The following is a 21821-nucleotide window of genomic DNA, read 5'->3' as shown; positions in this document are numbered from 1 at the left end:
GATATGCACTGCGATGTCCGGACTAACGGCCGCTGCCATCATGAACATAATACTGTAGGCCTGGAGGAGATTTTTGTGCTATCCAGACCCATGCCGTCCCGACCCTGACTAGGAGGAAGCTCCGAGGTCAGGTTTTTTTGTGGGAAATGGGGCGATTTGTATGGGGAGTGGGTTAATTTATCCGATTTTACATCCGAAATATAGGGATAGATGGTGTAATTTCACAATTGTAAATTCCGCAACCACCTGCCCTCGTATCCAAGGGGAACACCCGAAGTGGCGGCCTGTGGCTTGCGGATGATTACGGAGAATTAGTAGGAAGAGGAGGAGGCTTATTATGTCATTCATGGACGAAAAAATTGCACGAATGATGAATGAGGCGGAGCAATCCCTGCATCCCCGCTCCATTGTTTCAGGTCCCGTAAGAATCGGTCAACGGTATTTCGAATTTACAAGGCAGTCGTTCTTCGACAACAAGTTATTCATATACCTACCGCAAGAGTTCGGGGAAATGCCGCTAAAGTACAGCTCAATTAAATATCCTTATGAGCAGCGGCCGGAAATTATCCGAAGTGATGAAATGGGCAGTGTCGACTTTACATTCAAGAGAATCGACCACGAGCTCGAGGATGAGCTGGTAGAGGAACTGACTAACGGTATGAAGGCCATGATTCAGAGGGTTAATCCAACCCACATATTTTATGAGAGTGGTATTGAAGCGATCGGTGGGAAGACTGTAGGTTTCTTTGAGTTTAAAAGTACGGTTATCGAAGGATATTTGTTCAATATTATGTATTTCCTGGAGTTTGAAGGTCAGGTGCTTATGGGCACATTCTGCTGTGACTACAAGGTGTATCCAGACTGGAGGGATGTAGCGTATCAGGCCATTCGGACGATCACTGTCGCTAAGGAAGAGGAGGATGAAACATGAATCAGACGATCATTTCATCGGCAGATATTTCGGTTTCCCAGTATCCGTTCGATCGGATTACCGATCTTCGGATGGTCAAACAAGTGAATGATCATGCCAAGCTTTCGGTTACCGGGATCGTATCCGAGGAAGTGCTGGACAAGTATGTGGAACAAGTTGAGGCGGACGAGGTCCTCCAGGTTACGGTTAAGGATAAAGACAGAACGATTTATTTGTTCCAGGGCATCATTACGAATATGTCGGTTCAAGCGATCCGGGATGTGCGGAGTATTACGATTGAAGCTCATAGCTCCTCAGTTGGGATGGATATTCGCAAAGAGAGCCGATCTTTTCAAGATGAACACATGACTTACAATCAATTGTTCAGAAATATTCTCAAGGCGTATCCGGCATCGGACCTGATCGATGAAGCAACGGACGGCAAAGCGATCGGCAGCTTGCTCGTTCAGTACCAGGAAACGGATTGGGGGTTTATGAGGCGGTTGGCCTCTCATTTCCATGCACCGTTGATTCCCGTAAGCTCCACCGAAGGGACCAAGCTCTATATTGGTGTGCCCGACTTCGGCGATCCATTGGAGTTGCAAGAGTACAACTATGCGATTCAAAAAGACTTGCGAGATTACAAGGTCAAATCCGAGAACGGGATAGACGGTATCAACGAGCAAAGTAGTATCAGCTATTCCGTTGTGAGCCATAGATGGCTTGAACTCGGCACCAGCGTTCAATTTCACCGAAACAAGCTGTTTGTGAGCAAAGTGGAGACTAGGCTGGAACACGATGTGTTGACGCATACCTATGAACTCAAAAGCGAAACCGGATTGCGCTATCCCACGGAATACAATTCCGCCCTGGCCGGGACTTCACTGTTTGGGAAGATCACGGATGTAGCCAAGGACAAAGTAAAACTAGCCCTCCATATGGACCATGGCCAGACGGAAGGAGCGATGTGGTTCCCCTATTCAACGGTATACTCTTCGCCGGACGGAAGCGGATGGTACTGTATGCCCGAGGTCGGCGACGAAGTGCGGCTTTACTTTCCGGATAAGGAGGAGAAGAACGCGTTTGCCGCGAGTTCTGTGGATGTGGAGTCCTCCGACCCGCAAAAAAGAAGCGATCCGGCGGTCAAAAGTATTTCCACCAAATACGGGAAGCAAATTGTGTTCAAGCCGGGAGCCGTAGAGATTATCGGAAGCGGTCAATTGTTGATGCGTTTGACGGATGATGGGGGCATTGAGATTAATAGTGACAAAAAAATATCCCTGAATGCCCAGGAGGATATCGAAATTATTGGCGGAGCCAAAATCGTTCTCCAAGGTGAGGCGGGTATTGAACTCAACCAGGCCAATGCTTCCATGAAAATTGAGGACCAGGTCACCATGAGCGGAGGCCGGGTGAACATCGAATGAAACCGTATATGGATCGCGAGGCGGCTATCGACGACTTTTTGGAAAAACACGTGATTGGTCGTTGGGAAGAGGACATTCCTCTGATCAGCCAGGTCTACGAACAAAAACGGACCGATATTGAGGCCGGTTTACTAAAAGTGGCGGACGAAGTGTGCAGAAAAGCGGCCTTGCTGCAGGGACAACAGCTTAAAGGGGATATTCAATATCTGTACTTTACTTTTTTAAGAACGAGTTTACTGGAACGAAAGGCTTGCTACCGGATCGATGTCTATGACCATCGCTGGTATCTGGACCGGGTAGAGTGCTCGGCACGGTGGGAGGCGGATTTTATATTTGATCCGTTATTTCGGCGTATGACCGAATTGGAATCCGTCCGGCGCGAGTATGCCCGCAAAATTTCTGTCATGGACGTGGACCGAATTCTGCAGATTGTCGCGGTGTACTACCATTCCTTTGCGGTGGAATTCATACGTACCATGGTTGCGGATCTTTTACAGAGCGATGGCTTTGGTGTCATGCGGAAAAGGCCTGATTTTCTTGTGTTGGCAGGGGAATATCAGGATCAAAGTGAGGTTTTGTTTGGCCCACTAGAGCCGGATCACGATTCGGACCGGAGTGAAGCGGGGGGAATGTGATGGAGTATTTTACGCTGCAGCAGGACGAACGTTATACCAGCTTTCCTATCCTAAAGGAATTGCATAAGAAAATCGATTTTCGGCATATCAACCGGATTCAGCCGCATCACCTCCCGGATACAACCTTGTTTCATGTGCAGGCAGAAGCGGATGCGGAATATTTGGACGTTCTGAGTTCTCAGCTCTTTCTGGTGTCCGAACGACTTAAGCCCTTGATTGAAATGTATGAACCGGATTGTTTGTTCAAGCTGATTCCTTTGATCGATATGATTCACAACAAGCAAGCTATCTACTATTTGCCGATTTTTCAAGAGGTTGAAGCATTAAGCCCGCAGAGTGAACTAACAGTAGATCGGAGTGTCATTAAGAAGTTGGTTTTACAGGAAGACAAGCTGCAGGGGAAACGCATTTTTAGGGTGGCCGAAAGCGTAAAGCCGTTAATTGTCGTACGTTTGGAAGTAGCCGAGAGCATTTTGCGCCGGGATCCGGTGGGGATTTCTCTGAAACGAGTCGACATGGAGTAAGCCTAAGCTAACTTGAGGGAGGGGTTGTTGTGGACAAATATTACTATGTGGTCCGGGGGGCCGAAGTCTATTGTGATTGCGGGTCCCATATGAGGAAGCTGAATCTGCCGGTCAGCCACGGGAGTTTTGTGGGCGATAAACCGATGATGAATGAAAAGGACTGCAAGGTAGAGGAGAACATTTCGAGTTTTGGCATTTGCTATAGCGAGAAGAACCAAAGCGGCGAGACCATCTATTTGATTTCTATGGACAATCAGCAAATTCAGGGCAAGCCTTGTTGTCCGCAACTGCTGGGGGACACCTGGACGAAGACCAAATCCAAAGTGAAAGTGGACGGAGAGAGCGCATTGACAACGGATTCCGAGATGTATTGCAAATTGGGAGGAATCATAAAGTTTGCCAGCAATGGGCAGCAGAGCGAATAAAAAAAAGCATAGGCGGAGGTAATGGACAGCATGACAGTTATGCGAATGGAGGCTTGACGAATGTGGTCGGTTACGAACAAGTAAGCATCGTGTCGCCTTATCCGATAAAAATCCTTGAAGATATCTCGCTCGAATGGAAGCCCAATGAGCATGGGAAGCTGACGGTTCGAGGGTTCGTGGACGAAACGGCTCAAATAAGCGCAGCCCTTAAGGCATCCATGGAAGAGACGATTCAGGTGATCGTCAGCGATAAGGCGGGGGAATACAAGATTTTTCATGGGGTGATTTCCAAGGCGCAAACGGTGCATCGCAACGGAACATTTCTGCTTGAACTTGAGGCGATGTCGGCGACAGTCTTTATGGATCTCGGCAAAAAGCGCCGCTCTTTTCAAAATAAAGAGATGACCTATCAGGCGCTGATCCAAACGGTGATGGCGGACTATCCCGGACATGATGTGATTCAGGTTGAGGGGAGCGAAAAGCGGATCGGGGAACCGATCGTCCAGTATGACGAAACGGATTGGGAGTTTCTCAAGCGGATTGCGAGTCATTTTCAAAGCGTTATTCTAAGTGATATATTGGAAGCAAAGCCAAGAATATATGTGGGTATGCCCAAACGGAATCCTGTAACGATTCCCTCCGAGATTCCCTATCGGGCGAGTAAGGATCTGTTGGACTATACCCGGGCGAGCGGAAGCGGTGCGGGGCTTCATCATACGGATTATTTTCGCTACGACATTGAAAGCGACCAGCGCTTGAACTTGGGAGATGCGGCTGAATTCCGAGGTAAATCGTTAGTGGTTAGCGAAGTCAAGGCTTCGATCACCAAAGGGATTTTTCGGTATACTTATCGCTTGGCGCGAAGGGAAGGCCTACGCCAAACCATCATACATAATCAGCAAATGACAGGCGTTTCTATTCAGGGAAAAGTGTTGGAGGTCCAAGGCGAGCAGGTGAAGCTGCATCTGGAGATCGACGGGAAGCAGCCGCAAGGGTTGGCGTATTGGTTCCCCTTTGCTCCGCCTACGGGAAACGCGATGTACAGCATGCCCGTGGTGGGGACGGAGGCCAGTCTTTATTTCCCGGATGATCAGGGAGGCAACGCGCGGGTCATCGGTTGTGTGCGGACCAACGGAGAGGCCTGTGGCAAAACCGGCAATCCGAATAACCGCTATTTCGGTACCGAGCATGGAAGCGAGCTGGAGATCACGCCAACGGCGATCAACGTGATGAGCGGGTCGAAGGAGCCGCTGAAGATCAGTTTTGACGACGCCACGGGCGTCATTTTGACGAGCCACCGGAAGCTGACTTTTCAGGCGGCGGAGGATATTTCGCTGTACACGCCGAAACGGATCGTGATCCGGACGACGAACTTGATCCTGGCGAAAAAGTTAAGCAAGCAGAGCGGATTTACGATCGAAAACGAGTATCAAATTTTGGGGGATCAGGTTCTGCAGTACGGAAGCGACCGGACCACCTATCCGAAATTTGATGACGAGCCGGCAACCTGGACACCGCCGAAAGAAGAGAAGAAGAAATTCAGTTGGGGAAAATTGTTCGGGAATGTCATGGCAGGGTTGGCGGTCGTGGCCTTGGTGACGGTGGCAGCGGCATTTACGGTAGCGACCATGGGCGCGGGGGCAGTCGTGGTCGGGGCGGTGGTTGCGGGAGCTGCGATGGCGGGGACGGCAGCCGTGGCGACGATGGCCATCTCGGATATTGCCCGGGGAGAAGTCTCGGACACGGGCGATTACATGTGGGCCGCCTTTAGGGACTCCTCGATCGGAGCTGTGACCGGAGCGGTATTCGGTCCGTTTGGTGGAGCGGCGGGATTTGTCGGGAAGACGGCGTTTAATGCGGCGGAGAGCGCGGCAGAGAGCGTCATGAGCCAATTGATGGAAGGCAGCTTCAGCCTCAAAACGCTGCTGATCGATACGGGCATCGGGACACTGACAGCCGGAGCACTGGACTCAAAAATCGCGAAAAACATCGGAGGAGCCCTGGGACAAGGAACAAACAAGGCCTTGAGCAAAGTCATGGGCAACAATCTGGACAAGGCCAGCCGATGGGTGCAGGGCGGTTTGGATGCGGTCGGAAGCAAGCTTGGGAAAGCCATGGATCAAGTAGTGGATGCGGGAAGGAGAACAGGCGCGAAAACCGGGCTGGACCAAGTGGCGCCATGGATCGCCAACGGTGTCGAGGCAGCGCGGCGCAAAGCAAGCCAATCGCTGGAGCAATTGGCAGAGACGGGCAGCGCGTTGGCGCAGAGCATGTTCAGTCGGAATAGAGCGGTACCTGCAGGCGGCCCGGACATTGAAGTTGAAGTACCGACTCGAAGAAATAATGAGCTGGATCCCCCGGATCGGAAGGATCCACCACCGCCTAAGCGACATCCCGAACCCGAACCCGACAAAAAGCCTGATCAACATCATGAACCAGAGCCTAAAAAGGATAATGATCAGGGGAACGGTGATGATCATGGTTCAACAGCACATGAGCATAGGTATGCACGTGATCCTGTAACTGGTGAATTAATAGACTTCGAATGGGTAACAACAAGGGCAGCTGATCCTATTAGAGATAAGGAATTACTAGAAAGTGCCGCTAAATATAAGGGGAGGTTGTCAAATACAGTATTAAAGAGCGGGAAAGGTAACTTTTGTTATACTCGAGTTGAACTGGAAGTTGAATTACCGAAAAATGAATACTTTGCTCATAGCCAAGTCACAAAACATTCAGGTAATCCCAATATAAAAGATATATCTGAATATCCTGATAACCCAATATTTAAAGCAACAGAAGCTCCGAATTCACGAGGAAGGGAAACATTAAGAGATGATGACACAGAGTTCAAAATATTAAACAATATTGCTAAAGATTTAGGAGATAAACCTGAAATTAAAGGAAAAATCACCTTATTTACCGAAAAAGATACATGCGGCAGTTGTAATTATATAATAAGTCAATTTAAAGAGAAGTATCCAAATATAGAAATTGAAGTTGTTCACAACCGAAAAATTGAAATTACACCTATTAGATAATAAAGGAGCTTTTAATATGAGCAGTATATACGAAGAATTATTTGAGTCCTTTAATGAGACGTATCAAGGTTATAAACAAAAAGGGATGAACAACTCTGAATCTTTAGAACGAACTATGGATGATTTTGAATTGCTGATGAACAGAGGTGACCTTGAGAAAGCTATCATTTTGATTTCTTACGGTGAGTTTGCATTGAGACAACCATATCTATTTTATAAGTCAAAGGATTATTTGGTAGAAAAATTTAATGAAATTGCATTTGAATTAATAGAACAAGAGCTAACAAACGAGCAGTATCATGATTTGATTACCAGAAAAAATTATGTTCTAAATGAAATTGAAATAAAACCTTTGAATTTTTACCCAAGAACTTTTTGGTACTATGAAGAAATGAAGGATGAAGTAAATAGATACTTTGATGAAATTTTTGTTCCTACGAAATCTGTTAAGGAGCTAGCAGAAGACGTATTGGTGCGTTTTGAACGAGATTGTAAACATACTATAGGTGAAAAGATTGTAGTTTATACTACATTAGCCCAACGATTATTGGAAAATCATTTAAGGGATACTGATAGCTTAATTATCATTAAGAACACCTTGAAAAACTTTAACGTTAATGAAGTAGGTAATCAACTATCAGATGAAGAGAAACAAAAGCTTCAATTACAAATAGAGCGGGTATTAGAGGGTTTGGAATAATAACTTAAGTTAAGTCTATAGTATATGGGCTTTTTATGTAAACTAGTGCCTTTTCAGACAACCTTGTTCTTATTCTGCTCACGTAAAAATGGCCTTACGTTTGTTTTGTTTCACCAGCGTAAATACGCCTGATACGCTAATCCGAGATTTTGGTGTTTTGGCAAAGTCACTGCCTTCTAGGACAAACTTCTGAAGCGGTCCAAAATGGCATTCGATTCGGTTCATCCAGAAAGCATAGGTCGGGGTAAACATCGGAGGCCCACTTTCTCACTTTCTTATGATGATGTGGAGGAAACATGAAATGGAGAAAAATCATGGAGCATAAATCCTTTCTCTTCGATACAAAAGGTTTTGAACTAGAACTTTGCGAAATCGTAATTGCTTCTGGTGAAAAAGACGAACCTAGGTTATTAATACAATATAATATGAATAATATCGGGAAAATTCGATCCCCGTACACTGGGGAATTTCTAGATGATGTTTGGGAAGATGAACTGGAACAGGGAAATGTCCAAGAGCTCGCAGATTTAGCTTTGACTAAGTTTTATTCTCCAGAAGAAGAACTTGGACTTTCTTATTCATGGGATTCTTTGTTGGAAGCACTGAAACAATTCCCAACACCATTTCATCCAGAGTATTGTGTTCTTGGTTATCCAGTAGAATCAGAAAAATTCAGACTTGATCCAGGGGGAATGGGCACTGGAATTGTTCGGACAGAAGATGTTCCGATTATTTTTAGAAACCTTATTGAGTTGAGGAACCAATTTATAAATAGTGAATTTTCAGAAATGGACGATTCTTTATATGAATATACTTTTCCGGAGTTAATTGAGGCATATGATGAATTGACTCAACTTTACAAGGAGGCCAATGATAACAAAAAGGGACTATTAATGACTTTTTAATGGAACGTATTAAGAATACATTTATCATGATAAAAGATGGTAAACAGGCTCATTTCACCTATGTGAGTAGGAAGGAATGAGCCTTTTTGTACGAAAGTATTTAAAAGCGCTTGATTTTAATTGTTTACATATTAAGAATGAACGGAGAGTTATAAATGACGGAATATTACAGAGATTTTACCTTTTATTCTCTTCACCATTTTGAAAATGCCCAAAATATAGGATGGATTTATGGAACAAAGAATTATGATAAGGGGAATGTAACAAACGAATTTGTTGACAAATTATGGATGTATGTGAAGAATCCTTTTAATGAAACTAGGGAAAACAGGAGTTGTTTTATATGTTGTGCTGACAGTACAATTCCCGAAAAATCTAGTTTAACTGACTTTGCTACATTAGGATCATCAGAAATTCGAGTTATAAGTGAAGATGGAAAAGAGAAATATGCTGCTCCAAGTATGGTACTTCATTATGTAATTGAACATAACTATTGTCCTCCATCTGATTTCATAAGGGCAGTAATAGATGGACCAAAGCCAGGTTCGTACGAGTATCAAGCATACGAAAAAAGATACAATATGGAATGTTTATGGGGGGAACCAGATGAAACGGTAGTTATTTCAGAAAAACTAAGACACGGTGTTATAAGTAATGATAGAAAATTAATACATGACAATCCTGATTTTCGTAACATAATTACACGAGATGGCTCGTTATTAAATGTTGCTATAAAAACAAGAAATTTTGAGTTGGCAGAAGATTTAGTTTTATTAGGTGTTGATTTAGATAAGTTCAGTGGAATTGAATTGAACAATGCAGTATTTGAATCGGGAAATCAATTAGTTAAATTGTTGTTATCAAAAAATATTATGATTGATGTGAGCAGTCCAAAACGAAATCCCCTTTTTACTGCTATTCGTAAAGGGAATTATGAAGCTTCTTATCTATTGTTGGAAAATGGAATAGACGTAAATGTGAAATATACAAATGAATTTATGAAAAATATGGATGCATTAACTCTGGCGAAAAACTGTAAGCAAGAAGATATTGCTCGATTGATTGCCGGATATATATAAATCCAAAAGCAGCAACATTTTTCGTATGACGATGATAACAGCCTTATCGATTCATTTCGACCGAACCTGATTCGTCAACAGAAGCTCGGGTGATAAGCTTATTTCCTCTTGAATTAGGAGCAGGAATAAGCTTTTTTTCAAAGTAAAACGAAGATTGGCGTCGCTCACCGGAAGCTGACCTTCCAGGCGGCGGAGGATATTTCGCTGTACACGCCGAAACGGATCGTGATCCGGACGACGAACTTGATCCTGGTGAAAAAGTTAAGCAAGCAGAGCGGCTTTACGATCGAAAACGAGTATCAAATTTTTGGGGATCAGGTTCAGCAGTACGGGAGCGACCGGACGACCTATCCGAAATTTGATGACGAGCCGGCAACCTGGACACCGCCGAAAGAAGAGAAGAAGAAGTTCAGTTGGGGAAAATTGTTCGGGAACGTCATGGCAGGGTTGGCGGTCGTGGCCTTGGTGACAGTGGCAGCGGCATTTACGGTAGCGACCTTGGGCGCGGGGGCAGTCGTGGTCGGAGCGGCGATGGCGGGAACGGCAGCCGTGGCGACGATGGCCATCTCGGACATTGCCAAGGGAGAAGTCTCGGACACGGGCGATTATATGTGGGCCGCCTTTAAGGACTCCTCGATCGGGGCTGTGACCGGAGCGGTATTCGGTCCGTTTGGAGGAGCGGCGGGATTTGTCGGGAAAACGGCGTTTAATGCGGCGGAGAGCGCGGCAGAGAGCGTCATGAGCCAATTGATGGAAGGCAGCTTCAGCTTCAAGACGCTGCTGATCGATACGGGTGTCGGGACACTGACGGCCGGAGCCCTGGACTCAAAAATCGCGAAGAACCTCGGAGGAGCCCTGGGGCAAGGAACCAACAAAGCTTTGAGCAAAGTCATGGGCAACAATCTGGACAAGGCGAGCCAATGGGTGCAGGGCGGTTTGGATGCGGTCGGAAGCAAGCTTGGGAAAGCCATGGATCAAGTAGTGGATGCCGGAAGGAGAACAGGCGCGAAAACCGGGCTGGACCAAGTGGCGCCATGGATCGCCAACGGTGTCGAGGCAGCGCGGCGCAAAGCAAGCCAATCGCTGGAGCAATTGGCAGAGACGGGCAGCACGTTGGCGCAGAGCATGTTCAGTCGGAATAGAGCGGTACCTGCAGGCGGCCCGGACATTGAAGTTGAAGTACCGACTCGAAGAAACAATGAGCCGAATCCCCCGGATCGGAAGGATCCACCACCGCCTAAGCGACATCCCGAACCCGACAAGAAGCCTGATCAACATCATGAACCAGAGCCTAAGAAGGATAACGATCAGGGGAACGGGAATAAGGATGGTGGTGAGGGGACGGGTAATGCTCTGACACATGAAGAAGCTGTTCAATTGGCAAGAGAAATACGTGAAGCCGAGAGAGCAGAACTAATTGCTGGAAAGTACATTGATCCAAATACAAATGAGATTTATGTTCCTCGTGTAATAACCGTTGTTGTTGATGTAAAGACGGGGAAATATTACCTTGGGTATAATGGTATTGGTAAAGATCTAGTTACTGGTAATCCAAGATTTAATCCTACGCAATTCGAACTACACGATAATATAATACCTTTAATAGAAAAAACGAAGCAAAGAGCGATGGATAGTACGGGAAAAAATAGTTTTCAAACATGGGAGGTAGAGAATTGTGCAGAAATACAAGCGGTTAATCAAGCATTTAGGGATGGAGTTAACATTGAGAATATGCTATTAAGTACAATATCGACTAAAAACGGAAAATATAAAGAGATGTGCAAGAATTGTAAAGTAACATTTGAGGACTTTGTAGTCGATGTTCCTTTAAAATAATGGGAGGAAATTATATGGGGAAACTTTCGTCAAAAACCGTAAGCATACTAGAAAAGGCAGGATGGTATAGTGGGAGGAGAGTAGATATCAATTCTACTGTGGAGTATCTAGAGAAAAAGGGTTATGAAGTTTTTGAATCTGTAAAGGATGCTCTTGAAGAATTTAATGGACTAACATTCAGATACTTGGATAAAGATGACCAAGGCCAATTCTCCATTATTCCTCAAGAAGGTTTAGGAGATTTGGAAAGAAAACATTATAAAAGATATGAGGTGATCTTGGGTAAGAATTTAGTTGTGATAGGTACGGCATATGGCGATAATGCAACAATCTTTATGGATAAACTTGGCAAGGTATATGGATTTCATGATGACTATTACATTTGGAAGTTCGGGGACAGTATTTATGAAGCTGTAAATAACTTATGTGAATGTAGGGAGTTTAAACTTATTCATGAAACAGCAGATTAGATAACAGCCTCTTAAACAATGCCACAATGCGAGCTAACTTCCGTGTGAAGTGACCCCAAAAAGTTAGCACTAATATTATTAGGCGACATTGAGGGCGTGAGTCCGGTACTGTACCGGGCTCATGCCCTTCAGTCTTGTTTTAATCCGTTTGTGATTGTAGTACGTGATATATTGATCTAATTCGGCCTTAAACTGGTCAATATTCTCAAATTCCTGCATGTATAAGAATTCGGACTTTAAGGTACCAAAGAAGCTTTCGATAACGGCATTATCATAACAGTTTCCTTTGCGTGACATACTCTGTGTGACCCCATGCTCTTTTAAAGCTTGCTGATACTGACGCATTTGATAGTGCCAGCCCTGGTCGGAATGAATAAGAAGGGTATCTTTATCATCCAATCGTTCAAACGCGCTATCTAGCATCTTAGAAACAAGTAAAAAAGACTCTTTACCGTCTAAATAGGCTTGTACAGCTTGATACTTCTTCTCTTCAGAAAACTTCCCCACAAAAATACACCCCACTTGTTAGTTGTGTCCAACAAATGGGGTGCAGTTCACTGCCGTGCTGTGGCTTTCTTTTATTCCCAATTTAAGATTACAACTTAGGGGACTGGAATGTTCCTAAGGTTATTATCAAGATGCAAGTGGCAGATGGCACCGTCCCGATAGGGGAATTAAAGTAATAGAGAAGTGGGACTACCGGAACCGTGTGATCTCTCAAAACGTTTAGAGTATATGGGAGATACTCCTGGGAAGAACTCTGGAACAGTAAAGAAGTCTTACTGAAGCAAGTTATGTGAGAGTAGTTGGAGGGAAAGGGAAGTTAACTCAAAAGGCAATTGATCTTATCAATGATTTTAAAAACCAGTAAAGGTGGGAGAAGTTTGCTTCATACGATTAGACTTGAAATATCGAAATCACAGGAAATTCTATTATATTTACCTTGTGAAAAGCAAGACGTTGTTTTTCTTACTGACGTATCTTTGAAATATTGGCGTGATGGAAAAATGATATGTGATTTGTTTGTGCATGATTTTTTTATCGAAGCAGTAAAGCAACTTTATAACTTGCTTACGAAAGCACTGAATAATGAACTCCAACTAAAAAGTGATTTTGTTGAGAAGGGGATTGGCTTTTACCATAATATTTATATGCATGAGCTATGGACAACCGATAATTCAGATCGTAGTGACCCAGCCGAGGAATTTCTACTCTGGTCGTCACATACAGAAGTTAGCAATGAAACATTTATTTACAATATTGAGGATAAAATATATCTCGAAATCAGCCCGTTTTATAAATGGGACTCTGATTATCCAGATGATGAAACCGAATACCAAACTTTTGAGGAGTATGTACTTCAATATCAAATGATTGATTTGATCCATATTGAGCAAGACACAGCAAAACAGTGGCAAAAAATACTTCACGAGTTGTTAAAGATAACTCAAACAAACGAGTCACTTTATCGAAAAAACTGACAAAGGAAAGGGCTAGTTACCATTTATGGCCGGATGCAAATCCAGGCGGATACCGGAAAAATGAAGACGCTACACTTTTAAGAGCTGCCCTAAACATACTTAAGAATGAGTATAACTTGGAAGAATTAAAGGGTGACAACTACTCTCATCTTATTCGTATATCTCCTCTAGTCAAGGATGACAGCTTAAAGGCGCTTCTAATTGAGACCATCGTCGAGTCTCCATATTACACTAAGAATGGGAGCAGGTTACTGGAGGAATATGTGCAACAACTATCAAAAGGCACTGCTACCGTTGAGGCTGCTGCAAGATGCTTAGGTGCATTTACGGCTTCAGTTTACTCAAATAATGAGATATTACTACAGATAGCTGAAAACGTAGATCATGAATTTGGTATTGAAATTTTAGTTACAATGGGAGTTCCAATTGGGGGGAGGTACCAAACCATCTGGGGGCTTTGGCTATGCGTGTTCAAAAAGAACAGAGAATACGATATCGTGCGTGGTTAACTCAAAAAAGCACGGAAATGTTAATAGTAAGGAAGATCATAACTACAAGAGAGGCAGAATTATTGGTGAGATTAGGTAGTTTATTACTTATGGATAGAAATTTAGACTCAATCGAAGCTAAAGAGCTGTATACTGATTTTTTGGAAATAAAAATCCATATAGTTTGGAATTTACTGTCATGTTGATGTGTAGGATAGGTGATTAGCATTAATTACTTTTGGCAAATTTGCAAGTATAAAGATGATGAACTCCCCTTATATAGAGTAGATGTAACACCAACTTGGACATCTGTATCCGATATTGGAAAGGTCTATAACGGTAAGGTATTTTCGGTAAACGAATATTTGTACTTTGAGAGTTTGTTTGTTAAGGCTATTCAGTGGTTTATGAGTTGTTCAAACTCATCTACTTTAGCAATCAAGCAACTTGAAAGGCCTTTAGGTATTACTGCGATTAAGGAAAGTCTTATAAATAGGGGATTTAGCTTGGATGAGTCGAAAGAAATGCTCGGTTTTTTTGAAACTATTGAAAAGGGAACCCAGCTATCCTTCAGTGAAGTAGAATACATCACTCGTTTAGCTTTAAGGGGGTATATCTGGACGGAATTGGAATCAGATGCTATGTATGTTCGATTCGATTATGACTATTATATTGATATCGGAAGTACAGTAGAATGCGAACGAGCTGTAAAAAAAGTGCAAGAAATGAAACTCTCTATAAATCTCTGGGAGGATCCCTTACCCTATTTTGTCTAATATATCCTTAACGTATAATGTGTGTGCATTGACCATAAGGGGTCATGGAGGATTGAATTAAATGGAGTTAAATTTTTTAATTCTTGATGCTAATAGTGAATTAGATATCGGCTACTGTAAGGAAATAATAGGTTTGGACGGAGAGGTTCATTCGGATGAGAACTCATCATTTCATAAGTTAGAACTAAAAAAGTTTGTTTTTGCAAAGCAATTAAAAGAATATCTTTGTCATCACAAAGAATCAATAAGTAGATTAGTTTATATTTGTATAATTGATAATAATAAGAAGACTATAGGACGGTACTCATTTTCAATTGATGATGATATCTATTACCATAAAACTGGATTTCCTGAAGAGCCAACAGACATTTGTTGGAGAGGGTCGTTAGACGAGGTCATATCAGATCTTGAAATTCAAATATGGAACCAGTGGAAGGTTTCCCCTCCTTTTAAAAAAAGTGAATGGGCTACACTTTCTGAAGATGGAAGAAGGGCTTGGTTGAAAGTGGTGAAAAACTACAATTTCACCAAACCGCTTGAATGTAGTGGAAAACCTAAGCTTGAGGCTAAATATTACTTAGACGGAACGTATGTAACCGACTATCCCTCTTTCTTTTGCGCAATAGGAGAGGCGATTAATGGGCCAGGAGGTTACTATGGCTTTGATATTTCTTCCCTTATCGATTGCTTACATGGAGGTTTTGGGGCAGACGCACCGTTTACTCTTATATGGAAAAACCACTTGATAGCGAGAAAGTATTTAGATACTCATTCATGGATTAAGGAAATTCAATATAAGCGGATTATAAACGATAAGCTATTTGAACTGTCTGAATTTGAAGAATTGGGTGACAGACCTCTTTTTGAGGCCCTAATTGAGGTGATTAAAGATCAAGGTGTCTTTATTTTATTTGAGTAATGATGGTACTACTAATGCAAAATGTTCTCTAGTTGACGTGAGTTGTGTTGTTGGTGGCGCGGGCAAGCTGTCCGAATGTGTGCGTTCCCTGTTAGGGCAACAAAAGAAAATAGTTTGAAATCCAACGTACTAGAGCCGTTCTTGCCATGGTCTCTTTTAGATTAGACTCTTGCTGTTTCATGATCTTCATTTACTATACTCTGGCCCCCATCTGCAAGGTGGGGGCTATTTAGCGAACACAATTTATTATTATTCCTTCTCAAATATTCTATGTGTGACATATATGTTATTGACTTTTTGGCAGACATTTATTATGTTGTTTTTGTCAGCCAATAAATGAAAACGGGAGGTGAGAACCATCAATAAAAAGATAGGGCGGCCTTTTTCAGAAAACCCTAAAGAAATACGTCTTACGGTACGACTTGATAAAAAGCATAGTGATATTCTCGAACGTTATGTTAAGAAGCACAGAATAACGAGAAATGAAGCTGTAAGACGGGGCATTGAGAAGCTGGATGAACTTGAGTAAAAGAAAGGAAGTGGCATACACTCTGAACAAAGTCCTTACCACTTCCTCCAAGCAACTGCCTTGAGCAGACTGCACATTTACTCTATCATGCGCAGATCTTACTTTCAAGGAGTTGTAGTCGAGATGAAAGGAAGATGAGAATTGAAGAGTATGCTGGAAGCATTTTTTCATGGTGAAATTCATCCGGAGGAAAATATCGTCCCAACAAATCCAAAGTACCGCAAAATTAGCAATAGCCTATCTGAAGCGATGGAATTGTGGAAAGGGAAGCTGTCTGGCGATGAGTTTAATCAGCTTGAGGCGATGCTTGACTTACGGGGCCAAGTTGAATCGATGCACACGACAGCTTCCTTTTCCCACGGATTTCAGCTTGGTGCGTTAATGATGATTGAAGTATATAAAGCTAAAGGAGAGTATTGTTGAGGTTGTATTCATTGGAAACAAAAAATGTATATACGTAAATTTTTTAAGCTTGTTTCTGCTTTTTTAAGTAGAAGCAAGCTTTTATATTTTCCGAGGGGATTTACTCTACAAATGCCCTTGAAAGAGCAACTGCAAAAGGACATTTAGATATTGCAGAATATAATATCAACCATAATATTGAGATTGATACCAGTGAACCAGAAAGAAATCCTTTGTTTTCAGCAATATATGGTGGTTTGAGATTGTTAAATTGTTAGTTGAGAATAATATAGACATAACTATAAAATATTTTGGTGATAACATGGCAGCAAGCTGGCGCAGAGCATGTTCAGCCGAACCCGAGCGGTCCCCGCAGGCGGCCCGGACATTGAAGTTGAAGTACCGACTCGAAGAAACAATGAGCCGAATCCCCCGGATCGGAAGGATCCACCACCGCCTAAGCGACATCCCGAACCCGAACCCGACAAAAAGCCTGAACAACATCAAGAACCAGAGCCTAAGAAGGATAAAGATCAGGGGGATGGGAATAAGGATGGTGTTGAGGGGACGGGTGAATTTACTCCTTATACTGATGGAATGAGAAAATATATACCTGAACCAGCACCAGGCGATGGATACCAAGCATTGTTAGAAAAATATTATATTGAAATAAGAAAAGTTGGTTTAGATGATGTTGTTACTGTTGCAAAGAATACAGGATTAACAGAACAAGAAGTGATTAATATGAAAAAACATGTCTTTCTGGATTTACATGATAGGTAAGAGTTATTCGACAAGCTATTTCCAAGCAGATGTTGATTTAGCGTGTGCATGGAAAACCGCCCAAAAGCAAGAATTAACTGTTGCTCAGAAAGAGTGGTTCAGAAAAATGGCAGATCATGAATTGGGGGAGAAAGTATTAATGGATCAAGGATGGCCATTAAGATGTGTCCACATATGATCCTATTTCAGGCGATTATCTTCCTGATCCCAGCAAGAGCGCTCATTTTGCAGCACCAGCACAGCCAGGTAGGTATTATGAATGATCCGGAATTCAGCTTTAACAGAGCATTAAAAAACTCAGATGGCTACTAATACAAAATAAGCCGGGTGGTTAAAATTATGTATAGTAAAATTGCAATAGAAAGAATAAATAAAGTAAATTGGACAACTTTTGGTACAGCAGGTACACGAGAAGATTCGAAACTAATGGCAGAGTTTTTGAGAAGAATGGCTATTTTTTCTGTATCCCATAACGTAATGCCTCAAAATCCTTTTGTCATTGATATTGCCAATGAATTGGGTTTTCATAACAACATAGATACAGAGAAGTTTTATTCTAGAGAAATGCTTGAATATGTGAATAATAACATGTATGCATATTATTTGATTAAATCATATTTAAAATTATCAGTAATATCAGATGAAATTAAAGAAGTTCAAAAGTATCTAGACATTTATGATCCAATAATAAGATTATTCGAGAAGGGCGTACATTTTATAGTTAGGTCAGGTTTTATTGATGTTACTAATGTAGGATCTTTTCCAGTTCGTAACTGGTTAAGCCGTTCACAAAACGAACCATTTGATATTAACGATATATAATTTTGAATTTCGAAAGCCTATAGATACAAGAACTGCATGAACACACCGCCAACTAAAGACAACAAAAAAGGGATTTAATCCAGCCAGAAATGAACAAAGCGGTGCAAAAGGGTATACTTCCCCTACCCCAAGGTGAATGGGCTTCGGATTTAGCCGCCTGCCCTCTAATTAAGCCCGAAATTCATGAAAAAATTCGGGGAGAGGGCGGAACATGAGTGGGTAATGGTATCCATAGACCGTATTGTCATTGACTTTACAGACGTATATTAGGACTTCTTCAATGAGTTCCATGAACGAATCCGTCACTATTATGGGGGCAGGATGAAGGTTGGGGAAAGAGGATTTCAATACCGTATCAGAATCAACACAGGAGAACACTTCCTGCATCTCTCCTACAATTTTTGCCGGAATCGCTCCTGTACGCTTTAGTTCGGGCGGCAGGGGCAAAGACCAAGCCAGTGGACAAGGTAATCGTGTACTGAATGCCATCTTCCAACCTAGCCGTACAGCAAATCCAAGTTGCCAAAGGAAAGAACAAGACACAGCGTAATCCCTTGTTCTAACGAGTTCTATCAACGGAAGTTAGCAGAAGGTAAGACGAAGAAGCAAGCTCTCATATGCGTCATGAGAAGGCTTGTAAACATCATCTACAGCATGATGAAGCACAAGACAGAATATCGGGCGGCAACTCTGACTAACGCAAAGCAAGCTGATATAATGGTGGTAATTGGAAGAGCGAGTTGCACCTTCTTTATTCCCAAGTTTAAGATTACAACTTAGGGAACGGGTAATGGTGATGATCATGGTTCAACAGCACATTAAAGGAGCTTTTAATATGAGTAGTATATATGAAGAATTATTTGAGTCCTTTAATGAAACGTACCAAAGTTATAAACAAAACGGGATGAACAACTCTGAATCTTTAGAACGAACTATGGATGATTTTGAATTACTGATGGACAGAGGTGACCTTGAGAAAGCTATCATTTTGATTTCTTATGGTGAGTTTGCATTGAGACAACCATATCTGTTTTATAAGTCAAAAGAATATTTGGCAGAGAAAATTAATGAAATTGCATTTGAATTAATAGAACAAGAGCTAACAAACGAGCAGTATCATGATTTGATTACCAGAAAAAACTATGTTTTAAATGAAATCCAAATAAAACCTTTGAATTTTTACCCAAGAACTTTCTGGTACTATGAAGAAATGAAAAATGAAGTAAATAGATACTTTAATGAAATTTTTATTCCTACGAAATCTGCTAATGAACTAGCAGAAGATATATTGATGCGTTTTGAACGAGATTGTAAACATACTATTGGTGAAAAGATTGTAGTTTATACTACATTAGCCGAACGATTATTGGGAAATCATTTAAGGGATACTGATCGCTTAATTATCATTAACTCAACTTTCGCAGAGCCAAAATTGGCATAAATCAATGTAGCTACTGGCTTTGTAAGCAATGAGATACTTGTCTTGCAAAATAGAAAAACACCGCTTTGTTTGGTACAGTGAGAGTGTCCAGCAATCACTATCAAACAGAAGAGGTGTCTTCCATCATGATAGATCATCAGCACGATCTAAATCAACTGCCAACCGAATTAAAGTCTGCTTTTCAAGAACTGAACATCATGAAATATCTTCGGCAAGCTGGATTTCGCAAGCGTTTTGGTTTCAGCTGTTTCCGGCTCTTCCAACTTGTCTTCGTCCTGTTGTTTCACCAGAAAAATTGGTTTCGTCTGCTTGAAAGCAGCAAGGGAGACTCGTTTCCTGGTAAGGATGCCGTTTATCGTTTCCTTAATCATACCGGCTTTGCATGGCGTCGCTTTTTGACGTCGCTCAGCGTCGCCACGGTACAGAAGGTCAGTGTTCTGACGTCTGCGGACCGGGACTCCGTTTTCATTGTTGACGATTCGATGTTCGAGCGCAATCGTAGCAAAGCTGTTGAATTGCTTGCCAGATTCAAAGATCATGCCACTGGCGCGTATTACAAAGGATTTCGCATGCTTACCATGGGTTGGTCGGACGGTCACACCTTCTTGCCGCTCGATTTCGCGCTACTCAGTTCCAATTACTCGGCGATCAACGGCATAAACAAGAACATCGACAAGCGGACACATGGCTACAAGCGCCGTCAGGAAGCGCTACAGTCGGCTCCACAAGTGATCGCATCCATGCTGGATCGTACTTTGGCAGCCGGGGCTACTGCTTCTTACGTATTGATGGACAGCTGGTTCACGCATGTACCGCTCATTGGCGAAATCGTTGCCCGTGGGCTGAACGTGATCGGCATGGTCAAGAATGACAATAAGCGTTTTCTGGTTCAGGGCCGTAAATTGTCGCTAAAAGAAATGTATGCGGTCGCGTCTTCTGTCGAGAGCAAGAAACGTGGCGTCCTTCGCTGCATTATGACTGAGTTGGCCCCCAACATTCCGGTTCACGTGGTATTTGTTCGTCACCGTACTAAGAAGAACGAATGGCTCGCACTTCTAACAACGGATCTTTCCCTTACGGTGGAGGATATCATCCGCATTTATGCGATCCGCTGGGACATTGAGGTCTTCTTCAAATGCACCAAATCACTACTTCGTTTACAAAAAGAGTTTCAAGGTCGCTCTTATGATTTGATGGTCAGCCATACCACAATTGTGTTTTCGCGCTATATTCTGCTCGCTTGGCAGCATCGACAAAGCACAGACTCGCGCTCATTCGGCGGCTTGTTTTATTTGCTGTGTGACGAAGTCGGTACGCTAGATTGGGCGGTTGCTTTGAAGCAACTACTCGATCTCATCAACGAAATCGCTGCGAAGGCGGGCAAAAAACTCTCGGCTTTGATTCAGCGTCAACTCCAGCAATGGATTGCAGTTTTGCCTAGTTACATCAAGGCTTGTTTGCCGATTTTATGCTGCGAAAGTTGAGTCATTAAGAACACTTTGAAAAACTTTAACGTAAATGAAGTAGGTAATCAACTATCTGATGATGAGAAACAAAAGCTTCAATTACAAATAGAGCAGGTATTAGAGGTTTTGGAAGAATAACTTAAATTAAGTTTATAGTATATGGACTGTTTTATGTTTGAAAAAGATTTTGAAAATATTATAGTTATTCGAGTACAAATTAAGGAGTTTGTATGAGCAGCGATAAAAGGGAAAAATACTTAGGTGAAGACAACATTGATTCTTTTTTTATGTTTTTAAAGGGACATTTCAATGATGAACTTATACCATGTAATGTAAATGATATGAAGCAGTTAACAGAAATTGCGAATGGACAAAAACTGCCAGAAGCTTATGTTACCTTTATGAAATGTGCAGGTAGAGGTTATATTATGTTTAATGGCTCTGATTACAGTTTTAAAGATTTGGAAAGATTTAAAGGATTAAAAGAAGGAGCATTGGAGGTATTGGAGGAATGTGGTTTTAATAAAAAAATCGGTGATGAACAATTTGTTTTTATGGGACATCAAGGATATATGTACTGGTTTTTTAACTTAAATGATGGAGATAATCCACCTGTTTACTTTTTTGAAGAAAGTTATGATAAGTCATATACTCAAAGTGATTTTATTAAATTTAGTAATACATTTTCTGAGTTTTTGATAAAGAAATATAATGGCGAGCTTCCAAGATATTAACATTTCTGAGTCGGTGAGGATTCAAGAA

At 42.2% G+C, this 21821-nt stretch carries 22 protein-coding genes and 2 pseudogenes; 23 read left to right on the top strand and 1 reads right to left on the bottom strand.

All coding sequences use genetic code 11. The annotated features are described in order from the left end of the window. Positions 1 to 337 precede the first annotated feature (337 nt). The 11 genes from V4U84_RS08730 (at position 338) to V4U84_RS08680 (ending at position 11952) form a co-directional block, all read left to right on the top strand. Positions 338 to 931: a hypothetical protein gene (locus V4U84_RS08730; protein WP_334073512.1), complete on the top strand. Its 594-nt coding sequence runs from the start codon at positions 338 to 340 to the stop codon at positions 929 to 931. Continuing rightward, positions 928 to 2337, top strand: coding sequence for a phage baseplate assembly protein V (locus V4U84_RS08725; RefSeq protein WP_334073513.1), 1410 nt, complete (start codon positions 928 to 930; stop codon positions 2335 to 2337). Before V4U84_RS08730 ends, V4U84_RS08725 begins: the two co-directional genes overlap by 4 nt. Then, the gene (locus V4U84_RS08720) at positions 2334 to 2972 is read left to right on the top strand and encodes a hypothetical protein (protein ID WP_334073514.1); all 639 of its coding nucleotides are present in this window, start codon (positions 2334 to 2336) and stop codon (positions 2970 to 2972) included. The genes V4U84_RS08725 and V4U84_RS08720 overlap by 4 nt, the downstream gene beginning before the upstream one ends. Beyond that, entirely contained in the window at positions 2972 to 3496 is a 525-nt protein-coding gene (locus V4U84_RS08715) for an imm11 family protein (protein WP_334073515.1), read from the top strand. Before V4U84_RS08720 ends, V4U84_RS08715 begins: the two co-directional genes overlap by 1 nt. Positions 3497 to 3525: 29 nt before the next feature. After that, positions 3526 to 3921 carry a DUF4280 domain-containing protein gene (locus V4U84_RS08710; RefSeq protein ID WP_334073516.1) on the top strand — a complete coding sequence of 132 codons (396 nt, stop codon included), beginning with the start codon at positions 3526 to 3528 and terminating at the stop codon, positions 3919 to 3921. A gap of 62 nt (positions 3922 to 3983) precedes the next feature. After that, positions 3984 to 6962 carry a deaminase domain-containing protein gene (locus V4U84_RS08705; RefSeq protein WP_334073959.1) on the top strand — a complete coding sequence of 993 codons (2979 nt, stop codon included), beginning with the start codon at positions 3984 to 3986 and terminating at the stop codon, positions 6960 to 6962. A gap of 16 nt (positions 6963 to 6978) precedes the next feature. Next, on the top strand, positions 6979 to 7662 hold the full coding sequence (locus tag V4U84_RS08700; RefSeq protein WP_334073517.1) for an Imm3 family immunity protein: 684 nt from the start codon (positions 6979 to 6981) through the stop codon (positions 7660 to 7662). A gap of 296 nt (positions 7663 to 7958) precedes the next feature. Further along, on the top strand, positions 7959 to 8567 hold the full coding sequence (locus V4U84_RS08695; protein ID WP_334073518.1) for a hypothetical protein: 609 nt from the start codon (positions 7959 to 7961) through the stop codon (positions 8565 to 8567). Between the two features lie 155 nt (positions 8568 to 8722). Next, on the top strand, positions 8723 to 9646 hold the full coding sequence (locus V4U84_RS08690) for an ankyrin repeat domain-containing protein (RefSeq protein WP_334073519.1): 924 nt from the start codon (positions 8723 to 8725) through the stop codon (positions 9644 to 9646). A gap of 243 nt (positions 9647 to 9889) precedes the next feature. Then, positions 9890 to 11482, top strand: a complete 1593-nt coding sequence (locus tag V4U84_RS08685; RefSeq protein WP_334077028.1) for a hypothetical protein — start codon at positions 9890 to 9892, stop codon at positions 11480 to 11482. A 14-nt stretch (positions 11483 to 11496) separates the two neighbouring features. Then, entirely contained in the window at positions 11497 to 11952 is a 456-nt protein-coding gene (locus V4U84_RS08680) for an SUKH-3 domain-containing protein (RefSeq protein ID WP_334073521.1), read from the top strand. Between the two features lie 78 nt (positions 11953 to 12030). On the opposite strand, the gene V4U84_RS08675 is transcribed toward V4U84_RS08680, so the two are convergent. Next, positions 12031 to 12474, bottom strand: coding sequence for an IS3 family transposase (locus V4U84_RS08675; protein ID WP_334073522.1), 444 nt, complete (start codon positions 12472 to 12474; stop codon positions 12031 to 12033). Between the two features lie 362 nt (positions 12475 to 12836). Here V4U84_RS08675 and V4U84_RS08670 point away from each other — a divergent pair, with 362 nt between their 5' ends. The 12 genes and pseudogenes from V4U84_RS08670 (at position 12837) to V4U84_RS08615 (ending at position 21793) form a co-directional block, all read left to right on the top strand. After that, a complete protein-coding gene (locus tag V4U84_RS08670; protein WP_334077027.1) occupies positions 12837 to 13433 on the top strand; it encodes a hypothetical protein in 597 nt (198 codons plus the stop codon). After that, positions 13364 to 13942: a hypothetical protein gene (locus V4U84_RS08665; RefSeq protein WP_334077056.1), complete on the top strand. Its 579-nt coding sequence runs from the start codon at positions 13364 to 13366 to the stop codon at positions 13940 to 13942. Before V4U84_RS08670 ends, V4U84_RS08665 begins: the two co-directional genes overlap by 70 nt. Positions 13943 to 14139: 197 nt before the next feature. Further along, the gene (locus V4U84_RS08660) at positions 14140 to 14697 is read left to right on the top strand and encodes a hypothetical protein (RefSeq protein ID WP_334073525.1); all 558 of its coding nucleotides are present in this window, start codon (positions 14140 to 14142) and stop codon (positions 14695 to 14697) included. A 61-nt stretch (positions 14698 to 14758) separates the two neighbouring features. Next, entirely contained in the window at positions 14759 to 15616 is an 858-nt protein-coding gene (locus tag V4U84_RS08655) for a barstar family protein (protein WP_334073526.1), read from the top strand. Positions 15617 to 16295: 679 nt separating this feature from the next. Next, a complete protein-coding gene (locus V4U84_RS08650; RefSeq protein WP_334073960.1) occupies positions 16296 to 16568 on the top strand; it encodes a DUF6809 family protein in 273 nt (90 codons plus the stop codon). Positions 16569 to 16663: 95 nt separating this feature from the next. Further along, a pseudogene (locus tag V4U84_RS08645) lies at positions 16664 to 16872 on the top strand (ankyrin repeat domain-containing protein); the annotation flags it as partial. A gap of 20 nt (positions 16873 to 16892) precedes the next feature. After that, positions 16893 to 17330 (top strand): hypothetical protein, encoded by a 438-nt coding sequence (locus V4U84_RS08640; protein ID WP_334073527.1) that lies wholly within the window; start codon positions 16893 to 16895, stop codon positions 17328 to 17330. Between the two features lie 339 nt (positions 17331 to 17669). Continuing rightward, complete coding sequence (locus tag V4U84_RS08635) at positions 17670 to 18152, top strand: hypothetical protein (RefSeq protein ID WP_334073529.1); 483 nt, start codon at positions 17670 to 17672, stop codon at positions 18150 to 18152. Between the two features lie 400 nt (positions 18153 to 18552). Further along, positions 18553 to 18830: pseudogene (locus V4U84_RS08630) on the top strand (transposase); the annotation flags it as partial. 157 nt (positions 18831 to 18987) lie between these two features. Continuing rightward, a complete protein-coding gene (locus tag V4U84_RS08625; protein WP_334077026.1) occupies positions 18988 to 19593 on the top strand; it encodes an Imm3 family immunity protein in 606 nt (201 codons plus the stop codon). A 125-nt stretch (positions 19594 to 19718) separates the two neighbouring features. Next, positions 19719 to 21077, top strand: coding sequence for an IS4 family transposase (locus V4U84_RS08620; protein ID WP_334073531.1), 1359 nt, complete (start codon positions 19719 to 19721; stop codon positions 21075 to 21077). A 212-nt stretch (positions 21078 to 21289) separates the two neighbouring features. Continuing rightward, positions 21290 to 21793 (top strand): SMI1/KNR4 family protein, encoded by a 504-nt coding sequence (locus V4U84_RS08615; protein ID WP_334073532.1) that lies wholly within the window; start codon positions 21290 to 21292, stop codon positions 21791 to 21793. The last annotated feature ends 28 nt before the right edge of the window (positions 21794 to 21821 follow it).

Source organism: Paenibacillus sanfengchensis (genome assembly GCF_036864765.1).
Classification (GTDB): Bacteria; Bacillota; Bacilli; order Paenibacillales; family Paenibacillaceae; genus Fontibacillus; species Fontibacillus sanfengchensis.
The sequence above is the reverse complement of the archived record's forward strand: the minus strand, read 5'-3'. Positions and strand labels throughout refer to the sequence as shown.

What these genes read in the sequence shown, in the direction of transcription:
- V4U84_RS08725 (WP_334073513.1), top strand. Translation starts at nt 928, where the DNA reads ATGAATCAGACGATCATTTCATCGGCAGATATTTCGGTTTCCCAGTAT.
- V4U84_RS08680 (WP_334073521.1), top strand. Translation starts at nt 11,497, where the DNA reads ATGGGGAAACTTTCGTCAAAAACCGTAAGCATACTAGAAAAGGCAGGA.
- V4U84_RS08650 (WP_334073960.1), top strand. Translation starts at nt 16,296, where the DNA reads ATGCTGGAAGCATTTTTTCATGGTGAAATTCATCCGGAGGAAAATATC.
- V4U84_RS08720 (WP_334073514.1), top strand. Translation starts at nt 2,334, where the DNA reads ATGAAACCGTATATGGATCGCGAGGCGGCTATCGACGACTTTTTGGAA.
- V4U84_RS08700 (WP_334073517.1), top strand. Translation starts at nt 6,979, where the DNA reads ATGAGCAGTATATACGAAGAATTATTTGAGTCCTTTAATGAGACGTAT.
- V4U84_RS08655 (WP_334073526.1), top strand. Translation starts at nt 14,759, where the DNA reads ATGGAGTTAAATTTTTTAATTCTTGATGCTAATAGTGAATTAGATATC.
- V4U84_RS08730 (WP_334073512.1), top strand. Translation starts at nt 338, where the DNA reads ATGTCATTCATGGACGAAAAAATTGCACGAATGATGAATGAGGCGGAG.
- V4U84_RS08690 (WP_334073519.1), top strand. Translation starts at nt 8,723, where the DNA reads ATGACGGAATATTACAGAGATTTTACCTTTTATTCTCTTCACCATTTT.
- V4U84_RS08625 (WP_334077026.1), top strand. Translation starts at nt 18,988, where the DNA reads ATGAGTAGTATATATGAAGAATTATTTGAGTCCTTTAATGAAACGTAC.
- V4U84_RS08615 (WP_334073532.1), top strand. Translation starts at nt 21,290, where the DNA reads ATGAGCAGCGATAAAAGGGAAAAATACTTAGGTGAAGACAACATTGAT.
- V4U84_RS08620 (WP_334073531.1), top strand. Translation starts at nt 19,719, where the DNA reads ATGATAGATCATCAGCACGATCTAAATCAACTGCCAACCGAATTAAAG.
- V4U84_RS08715 (WP_334073515.1), top strand. Translation starts at nt 2,972, where the DNA reads ATGGAGTATTTTACGCTGCAGCAGGACGAACGTTATACCAGCTTTCCT.
- V4U84_RS08640 (WP_334073527.1), top strand. Translation starts at nt 16,893, where the DNA reads ATGTTCAGCCGAACCCGAGCGGTCCCCGCAGGCGGCCCGGACATTGAA.
- V4U84_RS08695 (WP_334073518.1), top strand. Translation starts at nt 7,959, where the DNA reads ATGAAATGGAGAAAAATCATGGAGCATAAATCCTTTCTCTTCGATACA.
- V4U84_RS08635 (WP_334073529.1), top strand. Translation starts at nt 17,670, where the DNA reads ATGTATAGTAAAATTGCAATAGAAAGAATAAATAAAGTAAATTGGACA.